Source organism: Sulfurivermis fontis, from assembly GCF_004001245.1.
In the GTDB taxonomy this organism is placed as follows: Bacteria; Pseudomonadota; Gammaproteobacteria; order Thiohalomonadales; family Thiohalomonadaceae; genus Sulfurivermis; species Sulfurivermis fontis.
This window is the reverse complement of the sequence record NZ_AP018724.1, coordinates 892,695-909,343: the sequence shown is the minus strand read 5'-3', so window position 1 is coordinate 909,343 and position 16,649 is coordinate 892,695. Positions and strand designations below refer to the sequence as shown.

Annotated in this window: 13 protein-coding genes and 2 tRNA genes; 6 read left to right on the top strand and 9 right to left on the bottom strand. The window is 55.4% G+C overall.

What is annotated here, in order from left to right:
- Positions 1-197 precede the first annotated feature (197 nt).
- From EP379_RS04675 to flgA, 5 genes are all read right to left on the bottom strand, one after another.
- A complete protein-coding gene (locus tag EP379_RS04675) occupies positions 198-524 on the bottom strand; it encodes a c-type cytochrome (RefSeq protein WP_127476357.1) in 327 nt (108 codons plus the stop codon).
- A 92-nt stretch (positions 525-616) separates the two neighbouring features.
- Positions 617-2,923 (bottom strand): Sec-dependent nitrous-oxide reductase, encoded by a 2,307-nt coding sequence (gene nosZ, locus EP379_RS04670; RefSeq protein ID WP_127476355.1) that lies wholly within the window; start codon positions 2,921-2,923, stop codon positions 617-619.
- 411 nt (positions 2,924-3,334) lie between these two features.
- Positions 3,335-3,832, bottom strand: a complete 498-nt coding sequence (locus tag EP379_RS04665; protein ID WP_127476353.1) for a flagella synthesis protein FlgN — start codon at positions 3,830-3,832, stop codon at positions 3,335-3,337.
- A gap of 3 nt (positions 3,833-3,835) precedes the next feature.
- Complete coding sequence (gene flgM / locus EP379_RS04660; protein WP_127476351.1) at positions 3,836-4,153, bottom strand: flagellar biosynthesis anti-sigma factor FlgM; 318 nt, start codon at positions 4,151-4,153, stop codon at positions 3,836-3,838.
- 72 nt (positions 4,154-4,225) lie between these two features.
- Positions 4,226-4,984: a flagellar basal body P-ring formation chaperone FlgA gene (gene flgA, locus EP379_RS04655; protein ID WP_127476349.1), complete on the bottom strand. Its 759-nt coding sequence runs from the start codon at positions 4,982-4,984 to the stop codon at positions 4,226-4,228.
- A 200-nt stretch (positions 4,985-5,184) separates the two neighbouring features.
- On the opposite strand from flgA, the gene EP379_RS04650 reads away from it, so the two are divergent.
- The 6 genes from EP379_RS04650 to EP379_RS04625 all read left to right on the top strand — a co-directional run bounded on the left by EP379_RS04650 (position 5,185) and on the right by EP379_RS04625 (position 14,489).
- A complete protein-coding gene (locus tag EP379_RS04650; RefSeq protein ID WP_127476347.1) occupies positions 5,185-6,111 on the top strand; it encodes a chemotaxis protein CheV in 927 nt (308 codons plus the stop codon).
- Positions 6,112-6,203: 92 nt separating this feature from the next.
- The gene (locus EP379_RS04645) at positions 6,204-7,046 is read left to right on the top strand and encodes a CheR family methyltransferase (RefSeq protein ID WP_127476345.1); all 843 of its coding nucleotides are present in this window, start codon (positions 6,204-6,206) and stop codon (positions 7,044-7,046) included.
- Between the two features lie 170 nt (positions 7,047-7,216).
- The gene (locus EP379_RS04640) at positions 7,217-8,128 is read left to right on the top strand and encodes a carbohydrate kinase family protein (protein ID WP_127476343.1); all 912 of its coding nucleotides are present in this window, start codon (positions 7,217-7,219) and stop codon (positions 8,126-8,128) included.
- A 21-nt stretch (positions 8,129-8,149) separates the two neighbouring features.
- Positions 8,150-10,264 carry an HAD-IIB family hydrolase gene (locus tag EP379_RS04635; RefSeq protein ID WP_232023971.1) on the top strand — a complete coding sequence of 705 codons (2,115 nt, stop codon included), beginning with the start codon at positions 8,150-8,152 and terminating at the stop codon, positions 10,262-10,264.
- A 17-nt stretch (positions 10,265-10,281) separates the two neighbouring features.
- The gene (locus EP379_RS04630) at positions 10,282-12,666 is read left to right on the top strand and encodes a sucrose synthase (protein ID WP_127476339.1); all 2,385 of its coding nucleotides are present in this window, start codon (positions 10,282-10,284) and stop codon (positions 12,664-12,666) included.
- Between the two features lie 77 nt (positions 12,667-12,743).
- On the top strand, positions 12,744-14,489 hold the full coding sequence (locus EP379_RS04625; protein WP_172600378.1) for a GspE/PulE family protein: 1,746 nt from the start codon (positions 12,744-12,746) through the stop codon (positions 14,487-14,489).
- A 257-nt stretch (positions 14,490-14,746) separates the two neighbouring features.
- Here EP379_RS04625 and EP379_RS04620 read toward each other — a convergent pair.
- The 4 genes from EP379_RS04620 to EP379_RS04605 form a co-directional block, all read right to left on the bottom strand.
- A tRNA-Arg gene (locus tag EP379_RS04620) sits at positions 14,747-14,823 on the bottom strand.
- Between the two features lie 57 nt (positions 14,824-14,880).
- Positions 14,881-14,971: transfer RNA gene (locus EP379_RS04615), tRNA-Ser, on the bottom strand.
- 61 nt (positions 14,972-15,032) lie between these two features.
- Positions 15,033-15,218 (bottom strand): carbon storage regulator CsrA, encoded by a 186-nt coding sequence (csrA, locus tag EP379_RS04610; RefSeq protein ID WP_127476335.1) that lies wholly within the window; start codon positions 15,216-15,218, stop codon positions 15,033-15,035.
- Positions 15,219-15,364: 146 nt separating this feature from the next.
- The gene (locus tag EP379_RS04605) at positions 15,365-16,594 is read right to left on the bottom strand and encodes an aspartate kinase (protein ID WP_127476333.1); all 1,230 of its coding nucleotides are present in this window, start codon (positions 16,592-16,594) and stop codon (positions 15,365-15,367) included.
- Between the last annotated feature and the right edge of the window lie 55 nt (positions 16,595-16,649).

The following is a 16,649-nucleotide window of genomic DNA, read 5'->3' as shown; positions in this document are numbered from 1 at the left end:
TTCACCTCATATTTTGGCAACGGCTTGAATCAGTCTAACAGCTACCGTTAGTGATTCAACGTGCACTTTAGCTACCCAGGGACATAACGAATTGTTATGTCGACGGTGTACCGCACTGCGGCATCTGCATACAAGAATACAATGCTATTCTAATAATGCTTTGATGCGCATCAAGATTGGCAAAATAATCGCTACTTTCACTTGAGCGTTTGCAACCAGTCGGCGATAGCCTGCATCTCTTCATCGGAAACCAGATGCATCACCGGCTTCATCGCAGCGGTTTGACCGTTGTTGCGCGCCCCGCTCTTGATGTCTTTCATCTGCTGCAGGGTATAGGCCGCGTTCTGACCGGCAAGCTTGGGGTAGGACGGCAGTACCGGTGCCTTGGCCTCGGCACCATGGCAGGCGACACAGGTCTTGGTCTTGTACAAGGTGGCACCATCGAGGGCCAGCGCAGTGCCGTTGACCAGCAAACTGCCGGAGCCAATCAGGGCCGCCAATACCAACTTGTTTACATATTTCATGAGCCACTCCTTTTGTTTTGTGCAAAAAACAGGGGGACACGATGCGTCCCCCTGTCAATTTAGTCTTTGATTCGGATCAAAGACAGTCTGTTTTACTTAATCTTCTTGGCGCCGTTCTCTTCGAGGAAGGTCTTGGCGCGCAGGCCGAGGTCGGCCGCCTTCACCTGATACTGCCACCACTGGTTGGCCCACAGCATGGCGTTCTGCCAGTCCTGCTTGGCCGCAGCGGCTTCCGACTTGGCCTTGGCGTCCTTGGCGAACTCGAGCTGGTCGGTCGCATCTTCCACCAGGCCGACCACCGTCGGGAACTCCTGGTAGTTGTGGCTGGTGATGAAGGCCACCACCGAATCAATGACCGCCTGGGTCTCGAGGTTGGTCTTGACCTGGGTGTCATAGTCGGCCTTGGTGTACTTCACGCCTTCCTGCATGGCAGTGGCTGTAGCCTTGTAGCCCTTCGGGCGTACCAGCAGGTAACCCTGCATTTCCAGGTGCAGCGCCGAGCAGAACTCGGTGCAGTAGTAGGGATAGACGCCTTCCTTGTCTGCCTTGATGTAAGCAGTAGCGGTCTTGCCCGGCTCCAGAGACATCTGGGCGCTATGACCGTAGATGGCGAAGCCGTGGGTCTGATCCTGTGCGCGCTCCAGGTTGGTGATGTGGAAGTAGATCTCATCACCCACCTCGGCCTCGACGATTTCTGGCGTCAGGTGCGAACGGATGGCGGTACCCCAAACATGGATGGTGCACTTGCCATTGTCACAGGTACGCTCGGTCTTCTCGCGGCCGGCACGGGTGGCATACGGATGACGCTCGTCGGTACGGCTGTCGGTACCGGACTTGTAGCGCACCGCCGGCTGCAGGCGATCGGCCTTGATGGCCACGACATAGTGCGGCTCACCCAGCGGCAGCGGCATGTCGTACAGCAGTTCCATTTTCTCGCCGCTGATGTCGATCAGCTGATGGTTCTGCGGATGCAGCGGGCCCACCGGATTGAAGCGGTCGATGGCCAGCTTGTTCATCGCCACCAGGTATTTGCCCTGTGGAGTGACAGAGTCGCCTTCCATGGTCATCAGGTGGCCGATGTTGTAGTGGATGGAGAGCTTGTCCAGTACCTTGCCTTCGCAGTAGTCCCACTTGGCGACCATAGAATCCACGTAGAGCGAGGTGTAAACCACGCACTTCTTGGAGTCATACTGGGTATGCAGGGGACCGAGCCCCAGCTGCACCTGCTTGTGGGTGGCATCCTTCAGGGCAATGATCGGCAGCCCGTACGGATCCTTGCTCTCGAACTTCTTCGCCTTGATGGCGGCCTGGATCTTGTCAAAGCTGTACACGGTCACGTGCGAATCCAGTTTGCCGGCAACGATGATGTACTTGCCGTCCGGCGACACATCGACACCGTGCGGGCTCTTCGGCTCGGGGATCAGGAACATCACGCCTTCCTTCGCCGCGACATCCATCGTGATCACGTTGTGGCCGTTCACTTTCTTGGCCTTGCCCGCCTTGACCAGTTCCTCGGCCTTCTTCCAGTTGACCACATGCAGGAAGTCGGTGTCCTTGGAGGAGCAGCCGGCCTCGAATGGCGGACGACCGCGCTCGATGCCACCGACATAACGCTCGCTACAGAACGAGTTGGTGAACGACCAGCCATGGCTGGGGCCCTTACCGGCGTCGGAAAGATCCTGGCTGTATGGCGGCGCCTCAACGGTGAAGGAGTTTTCCGGCTCGATGCGCCCCTTTTCGTTGTTGAACTTCCAGTAGGTAATACCACCGCGGTACTTGTCGTTAAACTCTTCCAACGGCACGAACTTGTTTTCGAACGGAGCAGCGTATTGAGCCGCCTCGATAACGTACTCGGTATTCTCCGTCACGAAGGCACCACCGTGTGCACTCTTGAACACGGGATTGACCACGATCTGCTTGGTCTCGAAATCATGCAGATCGATGACGGCAATACGCGGATTGGCCTTGTCGTTGATGAACAGGTAACGACCGTTGTACTCACCCTTGGTTTCAGAGATTGCCGGATGGTGGGTGTCACCGTAGTTGAGCGCCTTGCCCTGGATATTGCCCTGGGCAAGAACCTTGCGAGACTCTTCCTCGTAACCGTAACCCTGCCACGGTTCCGGAGTGAACACGGCGATGTACTTCAGAATGCGCATCGACGGAATGCCATATACAATCACCTGGCCACTCTGACCACCGGAAGAGAACGCGATGAATTCGTCGCGACCACCGGAAGGCGTATAAGTTTTGGCGGCCGCCAGAAGATCCTTCTGGGTCAGGTTGCGCGCCTTCATCACCTGCTCCAGCGTCGAGTTGGACCAGGCACTCGTCGATGCCGCCAGGCCGATCCCCAGGCCAGCAAGCAGCGAGAGTGTACGTTTTGCAGTCGGCTTCATATCAGCCCTCTCCCTTCTTGGTTGTTAATGAAAGTAAACCCTCGTGCCATGGTTATCTTTCACTGCGCGAGGCGCCTTGATCCAAATCAAACCATGTGGCTCTTGGCACACATTGCTGTGTGTTTTAACACAGTGACGGTTTATTTATAGAACAGTTCTGTGACAACTCAAGGAAAGGCGAGCTGTAATTATCTGAATTTGCTAATTATCCAATTAGGGAGGTACTTCTTCAGTGGTAGATGCGAGAAAGTTGCGATTTAACAATATTATGAATCACTAATACCACTGTTGCAGACTCGCAACCTGGCCGTAAGGCTGGCATGATGCAGGCGGTGGCGAATGCGGAAAGAAAATAATTTTCACGCCGCAGCGTGACACAAGGGAAAAACTGCCGGTAGGAAGAGTAAAGTCTCAGGCCTTGATGACCCGATTGCCGCCGAAGGGGGAAGTAGTGGCCTTGCCCGATTGATTGTACAGTTCAGAACCTTCGGCCTGTCCACCCAGCAGTATGGACAGGGCGCGGTGGGTTATGCGACGGCTGCTTTCCAGAACCATTCCATTTATCTGATTCTGACGTTGACAGGACTCAAGTGCCGCCTTGGTTCGGGTCCACAATGCAGCCAGCTCGGCCTGCCCATATCCACCGGAACACTCTGCCAGCAACGCATCAAACCCTTCCGGACCTACCTGCAGACCCGCCGTCTGGAGCAACTGTAGACGGCGCCCATGACTCGCCTCCAGCTGCGCCAGCAGCGTCTGCTTGTCGGCCACAGCCTGCTGCAGAGCATCGGTGTCACGCCGGGCGATGGCCTCATGCTCCGTCTCGAGCACAGTGTATAGGCGCGCGGCGCATTCCTGCTCCGCCTGCAGCAAGCCAGCCAGCGTGTCACAAACCGTAGTCAGAGCCATGATTTAGCGCTGCAGTTCCCGCTCAAAACGCAACATCTTTTCCGCCACCCGCCCGGAGTCGATTTCATAGCTGCCGTTAGCGATGGCCTGCTGGATACTTTCCACCCTCTGGCTGTCTACCACCGGCAACTTCGCCAGACTGTTTTCCAGCTCGCGCAGGCGGGCTGCCGTATCGGTCAGGCTGACCGTATCCATCGTCGACGGACGGCCGGTCTGCTGTTGTGCGGCGGTCGGCTCGCTACGGGCAACCTGCACCTGGGAACCGTCGGTGGCACGCTGGCTCTGATTGCCAGGAAAACCCGTTATGTTGTTGATCGCCATGGTCACTCTCCTTTTCTCTACATCCCGTATCGGCCGGACGGGGAGAAACTTTAGCCCTTAACTGCAATTGAATTACAGGCGTACCTGAACTAAACCCGGTGCCACCACGACAGCCTCGATATCCCGCCCCGAAGAGAGATTGCGCACTCGTATCACTTCTCCCTTGGCCCCATCCGCCAACGCCTGGCCCTCCATACGTACCTCGATACCAGCCGCCTGCCCCAGGATGGTTACCCGTTCGCCGCGCCGTATCGAGACTGGGTGCTGTACCAACCCCGGGTGTAATACCGTGCCGGCAGTTACCGAACGCCGTAGAATCATACCATCAATATCTTTTAGATCAACAAGATAGCCAAGAGTCAGGCGAGCCACATCTTGCTCGATCACAGCCACGTCAGCACCTGTCAGGACTGTGCCACGCGGCAAGGGCCGCCGCGCCACCAGAACCGGCCGGTTCAGGGCTACCGTTGCTTGAACGTAGACCGTCCAGGAAACGGGCGTATTGCAGCGCACACCGACAATAGTGGCTCCCATAGTCCGCTGCCCTGGCGGGGTAAAAGCCTCCAGCGGCCCCTCACAGGCAACCAGACGCAAGCGCGGATCGAGTGCACCGGCAGTTACTTGGGGCAGACGTGGGCTATCGGCGTGCTGCTCTTCCAGATATGCGATGGCCGCCTGCTGGATGCCGACCAAGGATTGCAGCGTCTCCGCCCGCACACCGTTCATCCAGCCCAAAACCAGACCAAACCCCAGCAACAGCATCAGACGCCGGAATATTGGCGTCTGCCGGGCAATGCGGCGGTGAGTCGCTGGCGCGGTATCAGAAATCATTTCCTTACCAAAATTAATCAGTTAGCGTATATACTTGGTAACAAGCAGTAAATTTTGTGACACAGTGCACGTGCTGCATTGGCTCTTCAGACTTGGTACAGCAAATTGCGTGCCTATGCTGAAGCAGTTCAAGTGGTCGGAATAGCGTGCCGATAAGGCTTATCTACCTGAACAGCAGGACCACGCGGAGAGAACACTAAATGGCGGGCGTACTCGACGGCGTTAACCAACGCACCCGGCTGGCTGGCCACAACCGGCTCGAACTGCTGTTGTTTCGCCTTGGCGACAAACAACGCTTCGGTATCAATGTGTTCAAGGTGCAGGAGGTCATCCAGTGCCCTCCCCTCACCAAAGTACCCCATGCCCATCCGGTGGTACGTGGTGTAGCCACCCTGCGCGGCAAGACCATCACGATCATGGATCTGGCCCAAGCAATCGGCCGTCGTCCCATCACCGATACTTCACAGGCCTATATCATCATCACCGAATACAACCGTGCAGTGCAGGGCTTTCTCGTCAGTGGCGTCGACCGCATCGTCAACATGAACTGGGAAGAGATTTTGCCGCCCCCGAAAGGCAGCGGCCACAACTACATGACCGCCGTTACCCGCGTCGACAATGACCTGGTTGAAATTATCGACGTGGAAAAAGTCCTGGCCGAAGTCATCCATGTGGACGAAACGGTTACCAGCAGCATCATCGAGGAAAATCGCAATACGCTGGGAGAGCACAAACACCGTATTTTGGTAGCTGACGACTCCAGCGTTGCTCGCAACCAAATCAAGCGCACACTCGATCAGCTTGGAGTGGAAACCATTCTCGTCAAGGATGGCCGCGAAGCATTGGATACTCTCCGAACCATGGCTGAAAGTAGTGCTCCTGTGACCGAACAAATCAGCATGGTCATTTCCGATGTTGAAATGCCGGAAATGGATGGGTACACGCTGACCACACAGATCCGCTCCGATAACCGCCTCAAGAATCTATATGTCATCTTACATACATCCCTCAGTGGCATATTCAACAACTCACTGATTGAAAAAGTTGGTGCCGACAAATTCATCGCGAAGTTCAAACCCGATGAACTGGCGAATGCGGTCATTGAACGACTGAAAACCGTGCAGTAACCAGCCTGACATACACCATATGGCTTCTTGTATTGCGTCTTTTATCGGCCATGTGGGCAGATATACCGCACTGACTTAGCCAGGATTAATACGTGACAACCACTCACATCGCCCCCAATGAGTACGAGGAATTCCGACGTTTCCTCGAAGATGCCTGTGGAATCATGCTGGGTGACAACAAGCATTACCTTGTTACCAGCCGCCTGACGCGACTGATGCGTGAATTTGGCATTACGACATTCAGTGAGTTGATGGTGCAATTGAAACAGAAGCATCATACCAGGCTGCGTGAACGAATCGTCGATGCCATGACCACCAACGAAACCATGTGGTTTCGTGATCGTTACCCGTTCGATATCCTGACCAATATCATTCTGCCGGAGTACAGCAGCCTGAAGAGCCGGCAGTTGCGAATCTGGTCTGCAGCCTGCTCCTCCGGTCAGGAGCCCTACTCAATCAGCATGGTGATACAGGAGTACCTGGCCGCCAAGCCAGGCACACTCACTGCCAATATCCAGATCGTGGCGACCGATATCTCACCCTCCGTACTCAAGGAGGCCAGCAACGCTCAGTATGACAAGATGTCCATAACCCGTGGCATATCCGAAGAACGCGTCAAGCGTTTTTTTACCCAGAGAGGGGAGCGCTGGGAGGTCAAGCCGGAGATTCGTGGACGGGTAAGTTTCCGTGAAATGAACCTGATGCAGAGCTATGCTGCGCTCGGAAAATTCGACATCGTATTTTGTCGCAATGTACTGATCTATTTCTCATCTGAATTGAAGAAGGACATACTCACGCGTATCGCGCAAAGTATGAATCCGCGTGGCTACCTCTTTCTCGGGGGGTCGGAATCACCCACCAGCTATGTCGACATGTTTGAGATGGTACGCACGGCCTACGGCGTGGTGTACCGGCTGAAGACAGGCTATCGTTAAACAGCAGTTTTGCTATCAAAGCACAAGTTTGTTATAAATGAAAAAGTTGCAATACTTGCTGCTGTAAGCGCTTACCAGCGCCATCCATTTACGCACTGTATCTGCGGCAATACCACGGTCATCCGTCGCCTGTCGCCATTGTTGTACGAATCAAGCAGAGGATTCGAAACATGGCCAAGCAAGATCACGCCACTGGCAAGTTCTGTCCGCTGATTTTCGGCGAGATACTGTATGACAATTACCCGGACGGAACCCGCATGCTAGGCGGCGCTCCTTTTAATGTTGCATGGCATCTGCGTGGATTTGGTCTTGAGCCACTGCTCTTATCTCGTGTAGGACAGGACGATGCCGGCACTACCGCGCTTGATCTGATGCGCAGTTGGGGTATGGAAACCTCCCTCATTCAACGTGATCTGGCACACCCCACTGGCAGCGTAAACATCAAGCTCGATAATGGGCAGCACAGTTTCGATATTGCATCCGATCAAGCTTACGATTACATAGATTACACCGCAGCAGTGGATTCCCTGCGCAACCGCCCTGTCAGCCTCCTGTATCACGGCACACTGGCTGCACGCAGCACCATGTCATGCACCACGCTACACTTTCTTCGTGACATACTGACCGGACCATGCTTCATTGACATCAATTTACGCTCGCCCTGGTGGCAGATAAACGAAGTGCATGGCCTAATCCATGAAGCTGCATGGGTAAAACTCAATGAAGACGAACTTCATACGCTAACGCCGGACTTAACAAGTATCACATCCACACCATTGAAGTTTGCTGCAGATCATCACATTAAACACCTTCTCGTTACCCGCGGCGCGGATGGAGCCATCCTGGTCGGTGGCAATGAAATTCACGAGTGCGCTGCCCAACCGGCAGAGCGGATAGTCGATACGGTCGGGGCGGGAGACGCATTCAGCGCAGTCATGATATATGGACTATCCCGACAGTGGACCTTGCAACGAAGCCTGAGACATGCCGCAGAATTTGCCGCGGCTATCTGTACGCTGCGCGGCGCTATCGTAAACAATCGAACTTTTTACGAGGAGTTCATCAATCACTGGGAGGACTGAATTATTTCCAACGAAACTGGCTTGTACATCATCCTGATCAGCGTCCATGGCCTGATTCGCGGCCATAATCTAGAACTTGGCCGCGATGCCGACACCGGCGGCCAGACCAAGTATGTCGTCGAACTGGCCCGCGCCCTGGCGGAGCATCCCGATGTATCCCGTGTCGATCTGCTGACCCGTCAGATCATCGATCCGAAGGTCGCATCAGATTACAGCGTCTCGCTCGAAGCACTCACACCCAAGGCATACATCGTACGCCTTCCGTTCGGTCCACGCCGCTATCTACGCAAGGAAGTGCTGTGGCCCTATCTCGACTCAATGGCAGATCAGGCCTTGCAACATATTCGTAGCATCGGTCGCGTACCCGACATCATCCACAGCCACTACGCCGATGCCGGATATGTGGGTGCGCGCCTTGCCAGTCTGCTTGGCGTTCCCCTGGTGCATACCGGGCACTCTCTGGGCCGTGAAAAGCGCCGCCGCCTACTCGACCAAGGCGTTTCATCGCATACGATTGAGACGCAGTACAACATGACGCGCCGTATCGAAGCAGAAGAGGCTGCAATGGACGTCGCCAGCCTGGTTATCGCCAGTACCCGTCAGGAAGTGGAGAAGCAATACAGCCAGTATGCCAACTACCAGCCACGCAACATGCAGGTAATTCCACCCGGCACCGACTTAAGTCGCTTTCATCCACCGCGCGGTTCCATTGCCGACACACCGTTGCGCCATAAGTTGAACCGGTTCCTGCGCGATACCGCCAAACCTATGGTATTGGCCATATCACGTGCCGATGAACGTAAGAACATACATACCCTGCTACGTGCTTATGGGGAAAACAGTGAATTACGGCAACGCGCCAATCTGGTGATCATCGCTGGTAATCGGGATGATATAACTCAATTAGATAGAGGACCGCGCACGGTACTTACAAACCTGCTGCTGCTTATCGACAAGTATGATCTCTATGGGCATGTTGCGTACCCCAAGGATCATCACTCCAATGATATTCCTGAACTATATCGCTTGGCCGCACGCAGTCACGGCATTTTCGTAAATCCGGCCCTCACCGAACCATTTGGTCTTACCTTGATTGAAGCAGCAGCCAGCGGTTTGCCCATCATCGCCACTGAGGACGGTGGCCCGCACGATATCGTAGACCACTGCAAGAATGGCTTGCTGATTGATCCACTTGACGCAGATGCCTTAGGTGAAGTGATACTTTCTGCCCTCAATGACCGCCAGCGTTGGCGCACCTGGGCCAGCAATGGAATCAAAGGGGCCCACCGTCATTATTCCTGGCAATCACACGTTACCAGCTACCTTAAGGCTGTCCGGCGTCTGCTAGGACAATCATCGCGCGCCCGCATGATTCGGCCGGCGAAAAGCCGCCTGCCTACCATCGAACGCATGGTGGTGTGCGACATCGACAACACCCTGCTTGGAGATGATGCTGCACTAGCGGAACTGGTGAGCAAGATTAACAGTGATACTGCACTTGGCTTCGGTGTAGCAACTGGCCGCCATTTGAGCAGCGCACTGAATATCCTCGCTGAAAATTCAGTGCCTGTCCCCGACGTACTTATCACCTCGGTTGGAACGGAAATCCACTATGGCAAGCAACTGCGCAGTGATACGGACTGGCAGCGTCATATCGATTATCGCTGGGAGCGTGATCGTCTCGAGGATCTACTGGATGGAGTCCCGGGGTTGCGTCTGCAGCCGAAGGAAAACCAGCGTCGTCACAAATTGAGCTATTACATCGATCCGGACAAGTCACCGCCAATCAGGGAAATCGTCAGGCATTTACGCCAACACAATCTGACGGCAAATCTCGTGTATTCACATCAAGCCTATCTCGACCTGCTACCAATCCGTGCCTCCAAAGGCCAAGCCGTGCGCTATCTGGCAGCGAAATGGGGCTTGCCGCCGCGATGTATCTTGGTTGCAGGAGACTCCGGCAACGACATCGAAATGCTGCGTGGAGATACCCTGGGCGTCGTAGTAGGGAACTATAGTCCCGAGTTGCGGCATTTGCATGGCGAACCTCAGATTTACTTTGCCCACGGCCATTATGCAAGAGGCATCCTCGAAGGACTTGAGCATTATGCGTTTCTCGTCGAACAAACCAAATAGACTGCAGAGGATAAATCATGATCAACTCATTGAATGAGTATCTGGACCTGCATCATGATGCAGTACATGCCCTGCTTCGTCACTATATGGCGCTGGGACGTCCCTTTCTGCTACGGTCAGAGCTACGCGATGAGTTTGAAGCATTCTGTGCCACCCATGGGCACACTGAACTTTCCCGCTCTGAACTTGCCCGGCTTATCGCAGTCACCCAAGAGGCTGCCATCGCAGCACCGTGGCTATATCTTGCCGTCCGCACACGCATTGCACGTTGGAGTTACCTGCGCTTTCATACTGAAACCATGCAGTACGACAATGTCACCGTAACAGATTTCCTTTCCTTCAAGGAGCGCTTGCGTAACGGCACTGAACACGACTCCGATTACGTAATCGAACTTGATTTCGCCCCATTCAGTCGTGAATTCCCCAAATTGCAGGAATCTCGGTCAATCGGTCGTGGCGTGGAGTTTCTCAATCGTCGCCTGTCCAGTCAGCTTTTTCAGGAACTTGGCAAGGGTGACAAAAAACTGCTCGATTTTCTCAGTGTGCATCAATATCGTGGCCAGCAACTCATGCTCAACGATCGTATTTGTGATGTCACAGGGTTGCGGATAGCCTTACGTCAGGCTGACGATTTCCTAGCAACCCAGGACGCTACTGCCGAATGGAAGCAAGTCGGACATTCCTTGCAACAGCTCGGTTTCGAGCCAGGATGGGGACGTACCGCAGCACAGATCCGCGTATCCTTCGACTTGCTGGCTGACATCCTCGAGGCCCCTGCGCCGGAAGCTATTGAAAGATTTCTCGGGCGCATGCCGATGATTTTCAATCTGGTCGTACTGTCACCGCATGGATATTTCGGGCAGGGCAATGTCCTCGGATTGCCTGATACAGGGGGCCAAGTGGTCTACATTCTGGATCAGGTACGCGCCCTGGAGCGTGAGATGCGGCGGCGGTGCCATGAGCAGGGGCTCGATATTCAGCCACAAATATTGATCATCACCCGCCTAATTCCCGAGGCCGGTGCAACCAGTTGCAATGTTCCCGTAGAACCTGTCATAGGGACAGAAGGTATACGCATCATACGCATCCCGTTCCGCAATGCGGTGGGTGAGGTAGTCCCACACTGGATCTCACGCTTCGAGATCTGGCCCTACCTTGAACGCTTTGCCTACGAGGCCGAAAACATAATACTCGCTGAGCTTGGCTCACGCCCAGACCTCATCATCGGCAACTATTCCGATGGCAATCTAGTCGCTACACTGCTTGCACAGCGCCTGCATGTAACGCAGTGCGGTATCGCACATGCTCTCGAGAAAACCAAGTATCTCTACTCTGATTTGTACTGGCAGGACAACGAGCCGCAATATCATTTTTCTTGTCAGTTCACGGCTGATCTCATCGCCATGAATGCAGCGGACTTCATCATTACCAGCACCTATCAGGAAATTGCCGGTACCAGCGACAGTGTAGGGCAGTACGAAAGCTATGGCACTTTTACCATGCCCGGTCTATATCGCGTGGTGAACGGCATCGACGTGTTCGATCCGAAATTCAATATCGTATCTCCCGGTGCCGATGCAGCAGTCTATTTCCCTTATCACGAACAACAACGACGTCTGCACAGCCTTCATGCCGAGATCGAGTCTCTGGTATTCGGTGCGCCGAACGACACGGCACGCGGGCAGCTACAGCATACCGACAAGCCATTGTTGTTTACCATGGCCAGACTCGACCATATCAAAAACATCACTGGTCTGGTGGATTGGTATGGCGGCAACAATGCCTTGCGCGAGGCGGCTAATCTTCTGGTGATAGCCGGGCATACCGATCCCGCGCGCTCCGACGATGTAGAGGAACAGCGTCAGATAGAACGCATGCATACCCTGTTTGAGCAATATGGCCTGGATGGCCAGGTTCGCTGGCTGGGCCGGCATCTCGACAAACCACTGGCCGGTGAGCTGTATCGCTATATAGCCGATCGCCGCGGTGCTTTTGTACAGCCGGCCCTGTTCGAAGCCTTTGGCCTGACCGTCATCGAGGCCATGGCTTCCGGCCTGCCTACGTTTGCCACCTGTTATGGCGGCCCCCTGGAGATCATTCAGGATGGCCACTCTGGTTTTCATATCGATCCTACCCACGGCAATGCGGCGGCAGAACGCATTGCCGAATTCTTCCATCGCTGTCAGGACGATGCCGGCTATTGGGAGCGGATTTCCAATGCCGCAGTCGAACGGGTGCGCAGTCGCTATACTTGGGATATCTATGCCGAGCGCATGCTGACGCTTTCCTGTATCTACGGCTTCTGGAAATATGTCACCAACCTCGACCGCGCCGAAACCCGACGCTATCTGGAGATGTTCTACGGCCTGCAATTCCGGCCTCTTGCCGCCAGGCTGGCCTAACTGCCCATACCGCCCATTGTCTCCGCCGCGGACAGCACGTAATGTATTGAGTAATGTCTTACTGGCCGGGGGCCGACATGAAGCAACACGTCATCGATAATGCCGAAGACCTGAAGAAGGTTTTTGTCGATACTCGCCCGCTTTCTGATCTGCATCTGGGCGAGATACTGGTCGATGCACACCATCTGGCGGAGGAAGCGCTGGAAAAAGCACTAACGCAACAGCGCAAGACCCCGGGACGCCGACTGGGCGACATTCTCATCGAACAGGGTCTGGTAGCCAAGGAACACATCCATGCCGCTATGGCCCACAAACTGGGCATCCCCTTCATCAAGCTGGGAAACTTCGAAATCGATCCGCAGATTCTCGCTCTGGTCCCGCCGGATATCGCCTTGCAATACAGCGTCCTTCCGCTGATGCTGGATGGCAGCCAGCTCGTGGTCGCCATGGAGAACCCCATGGACTGGGAGGCCATGGAGGTGCTGCGTTTCAACACCAACCACAGTATCGAACCAGTGGTTGCCACCGGGCAGGACATCAGCGAGGCCCTGAACCGTCTGTACCGTCGGCGTGAAGATCGTGAAATAACCGACATGGCCGACGTCATCGACATGACGCCAGAGCCGGACAAGACCGATGACATCGCCATTCATCTTATCGAGCAGGAAGCGCAGAAGAAACCGATCGTCCGCCTGGTCAACGCCATCATCATGCAGGGTATCCTGCACGGTGCCTCGGACATCAATATCCGACCGGAACGTAAACAGGTAAACATTTACTATCGTGTCGATGGCAAATTGCGCTTTTCCCGTTCCTTGAACAAGAGTCTGCTGGCGCCACTGGTCAGCCGCATCAAGATTACCGGCCGCATGGACATCTCGGAACGGAGGTTGCCGCAGGACGGTCATGCCCGCCTTACCCATAACGGCAGCAGTATCGATTTGCGCATTTCCTGTATACCGACCGTCAACGGTGAAAGCGTGGTTATCCGTATCCTCGACAAGCAGGTCGGCCTCAAACCGTTGGACGGACTGGGATTGGGTGACTGGGAACTGAACCAGATCCGTCGCATGCTGAGCCGCAGCTACGGCATGCTGCTGGTGACAGGCCCTACCGGCTCGGGCAAAAGCACCACCCTGTATGCCGTACTCAATGAGATTCGTACCCGCGATCCTCATATCATCACCGTTGAGGATCCGGTTGAATACGACATGGAGGGTGTCGAGCAAATCCAGATCAATCCCGGCACCGGCTACACATTTGCCGAAGCACTGCGTCATATCCTGCGCCACGACCCGGACGTGATAATGATCGGTGAAATCCGCGATCTGGAAACGGCCCGTATCGCGAACAAAGCCGCACTCACCGGTCATCTGGTGTTAAGTACCCTGCACACCAATGATGCCGCCAGCACCATCACGCGCCTGCTCGATATGGGTATCGAGCCCTATCTGCTCAGTTCAACCCTTCTTGGTGTCATGGCCCAGCGCCTGATTCGTCTGAACTGTCAGCAATGCCTGCAGGAAGAGCCTGTCGACGAAGAGGTACGCAACGTACTGCAAGTAGCAGCCGATGAGGTGTTCCACCGCGGTGTCGGCTGTTCTGCCTGCAACTACACCGGTTACCACGGCCGTGTAGCCGTTACCGAACTGCTGCCCATCACACCGCAGATCAGCACATTGATCAACAACAATGCCTGCGCCCAGGCCATCAAGGACATGGCGATACAGGAGGGTATGACCACTCTGACGCAAAATGCCCTGGCCCTGGCGCGCGCCGGCAAGACTTCGCTGGATGAGGTGTTCGCTATTCGTCTTGAATGATCGGCTTCCGCTGTAGAGTCGGGAAAAACAAAAGGCCCACCATTTCTGGTAGGCCGTTTACTTGTGTATGGCGCGCCCGGAAGGATTATTCGGCCTGCGGCCTCACCCCTGCGGGGCCGCCGTCGCTTCGCTCCGGCGTTCAAGCCGCCAATGGCGGCTTGTCGAACCGAATTATCTGAATATCTCGGAGGTTCGAATCCATCATGCAACACACAAGCAAAAGGCCCACCATTTCTGGTGGGCCTTTTGCTTGTGTATGGCGCGCCCGGAAGGATTCGAACCTCCGACCACCTGGTTCGTAGCCAGGTACTCTATCCAACTGAGCTACGGGCGCTTGAGGACGCGTATTATCTTGATCCGGCTCGTGACTGTCAAGAAAACACTTGTCGTATGGCGGAGAGAGAGGGATTCGAACCCTCGATGGGCTTTTGACCCATACGCCCTTAGCAGGGGCGCGCCTTCGGCCACTCGGCCATCTCTCCTGAACTGCAGCAGGCGCTAAGGATACCTGCCCGGGCAATTTGCGTAAAGACGAAAAACGTTTTACTGGTTACCCGATTCCTGCTTCTCGCGCTGGATACGCTCGTAAATCTCTTCGCGATGTACAGAAACGTCCTTCGGCGCGTTGACACCGATACGGACCTGATTGCCCTTGATACCCAGCACGGTCACGCTCACCTCTTCACCAATCATGAGCGTTTCACCGACGCGGCGAGTTAGAATCAACATCTTCCCGTCTCCTTACATTCAATTCAGTAATGCCAACGCGGTCACGGCCTCTCCCAGCCCGGGGCGCTGACCAATAATAGCCCATAAAAAAACCAGCTTCCCGCGTTCCCCCTGTTCCGCCGGCAGACTGAACCACTACGCCGGACTCAGGCGGCGGGCGCCTGATCCAGTTTGAAGGCCGAGTGCAGAGCACGCACGCCCAACTCCAGGTACTTCTCATCAACGACAACGGAAATCTTGATCTCGGAGGTGGAGATCATGCGGATATTGATCCCCTCCTTGGCCAGCGCCTCGAACATGGTACTGGCAATACCGGCGTGAGAACGCATGCCGACACCGACCAGCGACAGCTTCACGATCTTGCTGTCGCCCTTGACCTCGCGCGCGCCCATTGCACCGGCATGCTTCTTGAGCAGGGCCAGCGCCTTGTCATAGTCGTTACGGTGCACAGTGAAGGTGAAATCAGTCGTGCTGCCGTCAGCGCTGGTGTTCTGCACAATCATGTCCACTTCGATATTGGCTTCGCCGATGGGGCCGAGAATGCGATAGGCAACGCCCGGCTGATCGGGCACGCCCTGCACAGTAATCTGAGCCTCGTCCCGATTGAAGGCAATACCGGAAATGAGCGCGTCTTCCATTCCTTCATCCTCATAGGTAATCAGGGTGCCGGGACCATCCTGCATCGAGGACAGTACTCGCAGCGGTACGTTGTATTTGCCGGCGAATTCCACCGAGCGGATCTGCAACACCTTGGAGCCGAGGCTGGCCATCTCCAGCATCTCCTCGAAGGTGATGCGATCGAGGCGGCGCGCTTCGGGCACCACACGCGGGTCGGTGGTATAGACACCGTCCACATCGGTGTAAATCTGGCATTCATCGGCCTTCAGTGCCGCGGCCAGCGCCACGCCGGTGGTGTCGGAACCGCCGCGGCCCAGGGTGGTGATGTTGCCCTGCTCGTCCACGCCCTGGAAACCGGCCACCACCACCACGCGTCCGGCGGCGAGATCACGGCGGATATTGCCCTCGTCGATCTCCAGGATGCGCGCCTTGTTGAAGGCGCTGTCGGTGAGAATGCGCACCTGGCCGCCGGTATAGGAACGGGCATCCTGGCCGCGCTTCTTCAACGCCATGGCCAGCAGGGCGATGGTCACCTGTTCGCCGGTCGCCACCAGCATATCGAGCTCACGCGGATCGGGCGGATTCTGGATCGCCTTGGCCAGATCGATCAGGCGGTTGGTCTCGCCGCTCATGGCGGAAAGCACCACCACCACATCGTCGCCGCGCTCGCGGAAAGCCATCACCTTGTTGGCGACATTCTCGATACGTTCGATGCTGCCGACCGAAGTGCCGCCGTATTTTTGAACGATTAACGCCATGATTGCCGAAGTCGTGACCCGCAGGGGTATAAAGGGCGCAGATTAAACACTAAAT

What these genes read in the sequence shown, in the direction of transcription:
- EP379_RS04675 (WP_127476357.1), bottom strand. Translation starts at nt 524, where the DNA reads ATGAAATATGTAAACAAGTTGGTATTGGCGGCCCTGATTGGCTCCGGC.
- nosZ (WP_127476355.1), bottom strand. Translation starts at nt 2,923, where the DNA reads ATGAAGCCGACTGCAAAACGTACACTCTCGCTGCTTGCTGGCCTGGGG.
- EP379_RS04665 (WP_127476353.1), bottom strand. Translation starts at nt 3,832, where the DNA reads ATGGCTCTGACTACGGTTTGTGACACGCTGGCTGGCTTGCTGCAGGCG.
- flgM (WP_127476351.1), bottom strand. Translation starts at nt 4,153, where the DNA reads ATGGCGATCAACAACATAACGGGTTTTCCTGGCAATCAGAGCCAGCGT.
- flgA (WP_127476349.1), bottom strand. Translation starts at nt 4,984, where the DNA reads ATGATTTCTGATACCGCGCCAGCGACTCACCGCCGCATTGCCCGGCAG.
- EP379_RS04650 (WP_127476347.1), top strand. Translation starts at nt 5,185, where the DNA reads ATGGCGGGCGTACTCGACGGCGTTAACCAACGCACCCGGCTGGCTGGC.
- EP379_RS04640 (WP_127476343.1), top strand. Translation starts at nt 7,217, where the DNA reads ATGGCCAAGCAAGATCACGCCACTGGCAAGTTCTGTCCGCTGATTTTC.
- EP379_RS04630 (WP_127476339.1), top strand. Translation starts at nt 10,282, where the DNA reads ATGATCAACTCATTGAATGAGTATCTGGACCTGCATCATGATGCAGTA.
- EP379_RS04625 (WP_172600378.1), top strand. Translation starts at nt 12,744, where the DNA reads ATGAAGCAACACGTCATCGATAATGCCGAAGACCTGAAGAAGGTTTTT.
- csrA (WP_127476335.1), bottom strand. Translation starts at nt 15,218, where the DNA reads ATGTTGATTCTAACTCGCCGCGTCGGTGAAACGCTCATGATTGGTGAA.
- EP379_RS04605 (WP_127476333.1), bottom strand. Translation starts at nt 16,594, where the DNA reads ATGGCGTTAATCGTTCAAAAATACGGCGGCACTTCGGTCGGCAGCATC.